The organism is Priestia sp. MDV22-iso46 (genome assembly GCF_058629175.1).
The window spans coordinates 24,029-32,083 of record NZ_JBZVWT010000020.1 but is presented as its reverse complement, the minus strand read 5'-3'; the positions used below and the strand labels follow the sequence as shown (position 1 = coordinate 32,083).

Sequence of the window (8,055 nt, the reverse complement as noted above, 5' to 3'; positions counted from 1 at the left end):
GCTAAAGCAGTAAAACGAGATACAGAGATTGAGATTGTGAAAGAACAAGTACATGAAGTCGCTTATACAGCCATTGTTGGTTTAGATAAATATGTCCATGAAGCGAATCACAAGGGTACTCCCCTATCACTGGATGAAATGTGCCGTCTTGTTTATCAAATTGCATTCAATCAATTTACAAATCTACTAAAAGGGAATACAGAAGAACCATCATCTGAGTCAGACATACATACTGAAGCTAAGACAGCTTTATTTACGCCTAAACATATCATCCGTAAGGAATTGGTTCCTGCTTGGTTAAAAGCTGAACAAGAGCAAAATGAGTGTACAAAAGAAGCAACTATTTCTTTGGATCAACAGCTTGAAATGATCCAATTAAAGCACGATTTAGGGCAAGAACTAACGCCAGAAGAAGAAAACTTACTTAAAGAGCATAGTTCTACGTACAGTTCGCTAGAAATGGCGCAGTTGAAGCAGGATCTAGGACAAGCCTTAACACCAGAGGAACAAGCTTTATTACAACAACATGCCCAATTACAGGACACTGTTTCGTAATCAAAAAGTGAAGAAATCCCTTAGAAGCTTATGTTTATTAAGAGTAGTATTATTTAGAACATACTTCTAAATAATCAATATATAAATCTATGTAGGAGGAGATCACGATGCCACATAAAATGACCCTAACAGGTTCTGCGACAGGACCATTACGAGAATACGACCGTTACGTTGCCTTTGATATGCGAGAAAAAGGTTCACCTTCTGCGCCTAAAGGTTTAAAGAAGAGTACGTTTATTTCGTATACCGTGTTTGTTGCCAAGAAAGCCTTTAATAAAACTGGACTAACAAAAAAGAATATTATGCATGAAAAGATCTTAATTCAAGGGGAACCAACGTTAGATATTCCCATTGACGAGTGCCCTGGGGAAATTGGCATCATCTGCTTCCAGATTACCGTTCTCCCGAGTAAAAACGATAAAGAAGCTAATGAGCCGAAAGATAAAAAAGAAGTAAAACAAGAGGTTTCTGCGCCTTCTGAGGTACAAAAGAACAGTGAATATACCAAGCAGGAAGAAAAACAAGATCCTGTTTCTCAGCCTGTAGCAAAAGAAGAGAAAAAGGAAGCTGAAACAGTACAATCAGAATCGAAAGAAACGCCTATTCAGGAGAAAAAGGCTGCGCCAAAACAGAAGCAGCTACCAACTCAGCCAAAAGGGATACAGGATGTCGTGAGCTTTGATGATATTATCGTTCCTGAAGCCTTCTTAAAGACACGACCAAATCCTGAAAAAACGCAAAAGGTCATTGATTTTGTGAAGCGCACAGGATACTTAGATGAGCCGTTAACGATTGAGAAAGGCTCTAAGATCCTAAAAGATGGCTATCGTCGTTATATTGTGGCCAAAACCGTTAAAATGGAGAAAGTTCCTGTTATCTATGAATATCAAAAATAAAACATTTTTAGCTAAGAATTGCTAGTTATTCGTAATAGACAGCAAACAACTATAAGGTGTCCCCTTTCATAGTTGTTTGCTGTCTATTTATCTTGAAAGCCACTTTCTACATATAGCTCATCTACTATATGATTTCATTTTCATTTTTGATTGTCTTATTATACGTCCTTAAATTAAAAAGAATGCTTTAACTTTCCTTTTGGCTCTGCTAAACTTAATCATTTTATCTTTGATATATCATTAGTTAAATGAAGCTATTTTAGAGCTATTCCCCCATTTGCATGTTCTGATATCCAAATCCGAGTTGAACTTAAGGTGAACTTAAGGTGAACTTTAAAAAAGAATTCGTGTTTGTGAATAAAAAAGGAATTTATTTTTTAGTTAAAATACATTTTTTGTTGAACTTAAGATTAACTTAAATGCATTTAAACAATAATTAAATCAATAATGAGTTTTTTCCGTTTCATTTTAATCAATAATGATAGTTATTGATTAAAAGATAAAACAATAATCTTATTCAGGAATTAGTTATTACATTATTATTGCTTTAAGATTTACATAGAAGAAGTTAGCAGTTAATATAGAATCAATAATGAGATAAGAACAATGTTATTAGAATCTACGTTAATAATCCCATGGTACGTTTCACTTCAAAATCAATTGCATGATTCTTGTATTATATTAATTATTAATTGACATATGGAGGTGTAGTTATGTCTGAAAAATTGTACTTACCAAAAGAAGTGGTAAATATACTGGGTATCTCTGGAGATTTGCTTCGTAAATGGTGCGAAGAATTCAATATTATTACAGAGTGGACAGGCACTGATTATGGAAAAGGTCATAGAAGGTTTACAAAAGAGAATCTAGAGACACTTAACAGTATAAAGAAGAAAATTCATGAGCAAGGTTGGTCCTGGGATCAAGTGAAACAATGGCGTAATGGTGAAGAAATGACTATTAATGACCACGTAGAACGGTCTATTTTAGAAAAGAAGATAGATCACCTAATTGAAGGTCAGAACCAACAAATAGAATTTAACAGGATTCTTTCAGAAAAATTGGAGCTTCTAACAAAGGAACTTATTTCTACTCAAAAAGAATTAGCTATTGCAAATAAAGAAATTGCAGCAACAAAGCAGCAAATGATTGAAGTAAAAACAGAAAATAAAGACTTAGAAGCATACATAGAAAACAGCCTAAAAAAACGTGATAAAGTTCTTCTTGAAAACATTAGAAAAACTCAAGAAACGCTAAAAGATAATTCAGCTGAACAGGAGTTAAATCAAAATAAACAGAATTTTGAAGAACTGATAAATACTAATCTAAAAGAGTTATTAAAACAAAGAGATGAAGACCTTTTAAATGCATTTACTCATACTCAAAAAGAGTTGATTAAAGAACAAAATCAAAAGAAGACATTATGGCAAAAGCTATTCTCAAACTAGGAAAAATCATTCCTAGTTTTTTATTTTGTTAACTAATAAATAATAGAAAACAATAATATCTTTATTTAATTATTTATCAATTTCATAAAAATATCTAAATCGGAATTTACTTATAATTGCTTTAATTATCATTTTAAGATTAATTTTATGTTTAACTGAATTTTATTGCTTAATTATAACAAATATTCTGTAAAAATATTGAAAACATCAATGTGCAAAAAATCAATAATTTAAAAGATAATTCATTTATTCTTTTACAAACACAACTCTAAAGTGTTTTAAATTTAATAAAACCGGAAATGAGTCATTATTGTTTTATTTCCGAGTTTATAGATTTGTAATTCCCTAAATAAAACAGGAATTCAAAAATAGATTTTTATTTCACAAAAGATTTAATCCTCTAAAAATAAAACTCTAACATTTATCAATGCCACATTTAGCTCATCTGGCACCATGACAACTTTGTTATATCTAAATTATTGACTCAAATCCAGTAGATATTACACTTTAAAATTAAGATAGCACTATTTAATGATTTATTAGATTAATCTCTTTAGATAGTTTATGTTTATATAGCTAAATGCATCGCTGAATCAGGAAAAACCATCACGATGAGGGGAGAGGGCAAATATTTAATCTATGACGTTAGTAAATAGCTAAACATGATAATATACCCTCAATTGAGAATACCGATTACTATAGTAACAATAGCATTACAAGGTATAATATCTCGTTCTCTTATTAATTGAAGGTTTTAACGTATATACCTAGAATAGTTCTCTTGATAAGAGGAGGTGATCATATGTTGAGAGTCATAACCGCAGAAGCAGCATATACCACCGAAGAATTAGCTGATATACTTGGTTTGCCCATATCGACTATACGAAAATACAACTTCCATTTTTCTAAAATTGGTGTGCAGTTTACAAAAAAACAAGGTAGATTAGCTTATACAAATGACGATGTTACCATCTTTCATGAACTAAAAAAAATGTATGCCAATTCCGAAATGACCCTAGAAAAAGCCGTTATAACCGTTGCAAAAAAATTCAACTTAGTACAAATACTAGACACTCCACCTAACATTTCAACTGAAAAACAAACCCTTATCTTAGAACCACTTGAAGTACAAATAAAAGAGATACAAAGCTATATCGATGCAAAATTCGAGGAACGCGAACGTCAATTAATCTCAATGGCTCGTGAAATTCGAGCGTTAAAAAAAGCACAACAACAAAAGAAGAGTTTTTATAAGTGGTTAAAAACCTTTTTTGAAAAATGATTTGCTAGAATGGTGGTATCTCGTTATCTAATATTCACAAAAAAAACCTTTTCCCTCTAGGTAAAGGTTTTTTTTGGTGAAGTCCAATTTCAAAGAATATCGATAACAAAGACCGCCCATTACTTATCAGTGTATAAGGCGGTCTTAACTGTATTCATGCTATATGATTATGACAAAAATATCGACATTATTCTAACTCTGCATAAGTAATATTTATATATTGTTTATTTTATAGTTTATTATATGTGATAAATAAATTTTATTGCGGAATTTTTTCCCTAAAATGAATATTTTTTTTGAAAGTGTCAATCCTTTATAAAAAGGAGTGTGCTCTTATGCCTAAGATAACCCAAAAGAGTAAATTAGGAAAATACTTAATGAACAAAGGCTATAATCAAACGGAAATAGTTAAAGTAACTAAGATGGATAGAAAAACAGTTAGCAAGATTTACAATGATTCAAATTACATCCCATCAGGTACCACGATTAAGAAAATTATGAATGTCTTAAAAAAAATTGACCCAAAACTGAAAGTAGAGGACTTTTTTAATTTATAAGCCCTATTGTGGGTAAGTAGGGCTTATTTATTGTACTAAAGACAAAGAACTTTATAAAAAGGAGCTTTTATAAAAGTTTACTAGCAAGCTATATACAGAAGAAAATGAGCATACTACTCCAAATTTTGATAAAAACGGTAAATTGGAAATTCCATGATTTCTTCTTTTTCCTTCCCAGTAAGAGTAGCAAATATTCTCTTCGCTTTTACTTTATTTTTCAACAAAACTTCACATGCAAAACATATTGTTTGCTCGTTATTCATTTCTGCTCTTTCTGTTATGTTGTAAAGGTCATTTTTTTCCTCTTCTGATAATGCATGGCCTTGCTTGAGTTTAATGATATAAATATTAACCTTTGCAATATCATCTTCTGGATATTTAGCTAAGTATCGTTGGTTTAGATCAAGAGCAAATTCTAAATAGCTTTCATCATGGGATTTATCGTAAAAGTCTATATACTCTAAAGAACTAGTAATTGTTAAGTCAGCTTGTATATTATGATGTTCATCGGCAAAAGATAATTTTACTATGTCAAAATCAAAGTTTGTATCTTTCACCATTTCTTCAATTTTTCGAGAAGCGAAAATGCTTACTTTTTGGTCATGATTTTCCCGATTATCAGATAACATAACAGGTTCAACAGTATCCTGCCCGTGATTACTAGCTACATCTGTTATAGACGAATATCTACTCGTTATTTTTAACGCTTCTTCACTATAAAGGTTAAGGAAACATCCATCTGCATACACTAATGCTAGTTTCACATATTTGGAAAGTTCAATATTGATTATCTCCGTTTTTTCTAGTTTTTCTTGATGAATATTTAGTAAGCTATATTGTTTATTTTTAAAGATATTGATTATAGCATTGAATAGGGAAGGGAAATCTTCCTTATCATCAAATATATAATTTTCACTTATTCCAATTTGAGTACAAATATCTCTCAGTTCTTTGTAGGATTCAATCTCTTCCTCAATTTGTTGGAGATGCCCCTTTAAATTTAATGTTCCACCAGATAACTGTAAAGATTGAAAGGGAAACTTATTGCGCTGTATGTAATAGTTTAGTAATCGTAAACATTTCATATAGGAACCGAGACTTTTTACTCTTTCTAGATGGAATAGACCAGATTTCTTTCTCCTATCAAAATCCAACGTTAAAGTATCTTCTATAACGACCTTGAATCCCTTCTCTGTTTCAATGATTTGGTAAGTAACAAGGGTGGATTCACTGTTCATATAAACGACTTCGTTTTTTCCAATTTTCAACTCATCTAATTTAACTTCCTCCACTGGTAACTTAATACCGTCGTCTGGGATACCATATACGTGAATCATCCCTTCATATAAATTAAAAGCTTTCTTTTGCATGTTAACAAGATCTACTTTGTAATGCGTAGATTCTTTGTTTTCGGATGTTTCAGTAGAGCGTATTTGCTGTTTGTCTACCTCTTCTATAAATGTGTGACGTAAAGGATCTAAATCTTCATTTTTCATTTTTTTGAAATCAAAGGAAATAGATTTCTTTTCACTTGAATTAAGATGAGATAAGAGTGATCTAACTTTTAGTGGGGCTAATATCCGATAATACGCTAGCTGTTCAAGAGTTGTTGTATCAGTTTCTAGATCTTTTGCTGCAACCTTTTTTGGGGGTTTTGTTGTAACCATTCAATTCTCTCCTTCTTCATGATGAACATTTAAGTCGTTAAAAACTCATCGAATCCTAGTATAGCAACAACGAAACAGCATTCGTTAGATAAATTAAATCCAACGATTGTATTTCTCAGCTATTTCTTAGTCAATGAAATGGGTTTACTATCAAACAAAAAAATCCTGTTATATACAAGATTCTTGATCAAACATTATTATAGACAATCCAAGTCCAAACAAAATAACATGAAAAAGGGCACTTTCCCGGCTAGGAAAGCACCCCCATGTCAAAACTTAGTACGTAACGGACTTTTATTATAACATAGGTTGCCCTCAAAAAGTAGGAGGGCCTTATCATGGATAAAAGCGAAAAACTATTGAAAAACTATTAATGGGTATTGAAAATATCTTGAGTGTGGCGTCTGATTTAGTTGATGAAGTTGCTGGGCTAAAGAGTGCAGAAAAAGAATGTAAAACCCTGGAATAGAAAGTATTTATGAATCAAATAACTCAAGCAGAACAAGAAGTCTTTGCTCTTTCTATTGATGGTCATTCTATCTCAGAAATACAAGATATTCTCCATAAAGAAGAGTGCACAATTAAGAATCAAAGAAGGAGTATCTTGAAAAAGTTGAACACACAGTCTATGACAGAAGCTGTTAAATAGTTTCAAAATCTACATCAAGAACCCTCACAAAAACTAATATGTCTTTCTTAACTATATCTTAGCCTTTAAGGCTATAGGAGCAGGATTAAGCCTGCTTTTGATACATCTCGTATCAAAAATAATACAAGATGTATCATTTTCTATACATAAATGTTTCATAGCTGATGAAATATTTATGTGAATGATTTATATCCTAATTGAGCACACTATTGAAAAGATGGAGAGATGTTCATTTTCAATCCTTCATTGTGTGCTATGAATAAGCTAAGAGAAAAACCTACTGAACATGGGACTGACCCCATAGACAGTAGGTTTTTCTCTTCTCTATACATAAGTTCTTACTAACTTGAACAAACTAATCCAGAGGTCAATATATGATTTCAAAAACAACTTCTAATTACTCACTATTCATAGAGAAAACTACTGGAGCATGGTCAGTAGTTTTTCTGTTTTTACGCTGTATATGGTAGACATGTTTAGTTAACATAAGATCAATAAAGTATAGAATCTCTTCAACAGGGCAGACTGCTAAAGTTCGTTGGATCATATACAATACCTGTTGTATATAAATAGCTTTATTTCTTGTTGCAGTTGCAGACTTCCTAACAAGTCTGTTTCTTTTTATTTAATAATTATAAAAATGAATAATAAATAACATCTTGAGCAAACTACTCAAGATGGATGAATCATCACTTAGCTAACTCCTAAAAACAGAAAAACTCCCTTAACGCATTGGGGGAGTTTTTCTGTTTTTAGGCTGTATAAAGTATACAACTTTAGTTAACATAATCACTCTTCAAGGAAGCAAGAAAGCAAAAGAACCCTTACAGGAAAAGGGTTCTTTTGTGGGTGCCTTTAATCGGATATGCAGCTTTTTATACACCTTTGATATGACGGTGATTTCTCCAGGTGTGTGTGAAGAAAAGGCGTATAAAAAGACTACCTTTTATACATATGTCGATTCATCCAAAAATAGCCATTATGGCAAAAATGTGCTATTG

General features: G+C 31.7%; 6 protein-coding genes and 1 pseudogene. 6 read left to right on the top strand and 1 reads right to left on the bottom strand.

Annotated features, from left to right (window positions below):
- The 5 genes and pseudogenes from AC4NPH_RS30330 to AC4NPH_RS30310 form a co-directional block, all read left to right on the top strand.
- Window positions 1–555, top strand: a pseudogene (locus tag AC4NPH_RS30330) (replication protein); the annotation flags it as partial.
- A 107-nt stretch (window positions 556–662) separates the two neighbouring features.
- Entirely contained in the window at window positions 663–1,451 is a 789-nt protein-coding gene (locus AC4NPH_RS30325) for a ParB N-terminal domain-containing protein (protein ID WP_097826723.1), read from the top strand.
- Between the two features lie 713 nt (window positions 1,452–2,164).
- Window positions 2,165–2,899: a MerR family transcriptional regulator gene (locus tag AC4NPH_RS30320; protein WP_055991825.1), complete on the top strand. Its 735-nt coding sequence runs from the start codon at window positions 2,165–2,167 to the stop codon at window positions 2,897–2,899.
- A gap of 802 nt (window positions 2,900–3,701) precedes the next feature.
- On the top strand, window positions 3,702–4,181 hold the full coding sequence (locus AC4NPH_RS30315) for a MerR family transcriptional regulator (protein ID WP_055991828.1): 480 nt from the start codon (window positions 3,702–3,704) through the stop codon (window positions 4,179–4,181).
- Window positions 4,182–4,516: 335 nt separating this feature from the next.
- Window positions 4,517–4,738 (top strand): helix-turn-helix domain-containing protein, encoded by a 222-nt coding sequence (locus tag AC4NPH_RS30310; RefSeq protein WP_053487940.1) that lies wholly within the window; start codon window positions 4,517–4,519, stop codon window positions 4,736–4,738.
- A gap of 113 nt (window positions 4,739–4,851) precedes the next feature.
- Here AC4NPH_RS30310 and AC4NPH_RS30305 read toward each other — a convergent pair whose 3' ends face one another.
- Window positions 4,852–6,405: a DUF4365 domain-containing protein gene (locus tag AC4NPH_RS30305; protein WP_098315491.1), complete on the bottom strand. Its 1,554-nt coding sequence runs from the start codon at window positions 6,403–6,405 to the stop codon at window positions 4,852–4,854.
- A 478-nt stretch (window positions 6,406–6,883) separates the two neighbouring features.
- Here AC4NPH_RS30305 and AC4NPH_RS30300 point away from each other — a divergent pair, with 478 nt between their 5' ends.
- A complete protein-coding gene (locus AC4NPH_RS30300) occupies window positions 6,884–7,054 on the top strand; it encodes a helix-turn-helix transcriptional regulator (RefSeq protein ID WP_081113383.1) in 171 nt (56 codons plus the stop codon).
- The last annotated feature ends 1,001 nt before the right edge of the window (window positions 7,055–8,055 follow it).

Coding starts and splice junctions, on each gene's coding strand:
- AC4NPH_RS30325 (WP_097826723.1), top strand. CDS start 663: ATGCCACATAAAATGACCCTAACAGGTTCTGCGACAGGACCATTACGA.
- AC4NPH_RS30320 (WP_055991825.1), top strand. CDS start 2,165: ATGTCTGAAAAATTGTACTTACCAAAAGAAGTGGTAAATATACTGGGT.
- AC4NPH_RS30315 (WP_055991828.1), top strand. CDS start 3,702: ATGTTGAGAGTCATAACCGCAGAAGCAGCATATACCACCGAAGAATTA.
- AC4NPH_RS30310 (WP_053487940.1), top strand. CDS start 4,517: ATGCCTAAGATAACCCAAAAGAGTAAATTAGGAAAATACTTAATGAAC.
- AC4NPH_RS30305 (WP_098315491.1), bottom strand. CDS start 6,405: ATGGTTACAACAAAACCCCCAAAAAAGGTTGCAGCAAAAGATCTAGAA.
- AC4NPH_RS30300 (WP_081113383.1), top strand. CDS start 6,884: ATGAATCAAATAACTCAAGCAGAACAAGAAGTCTTTGCTCTTTCTATT.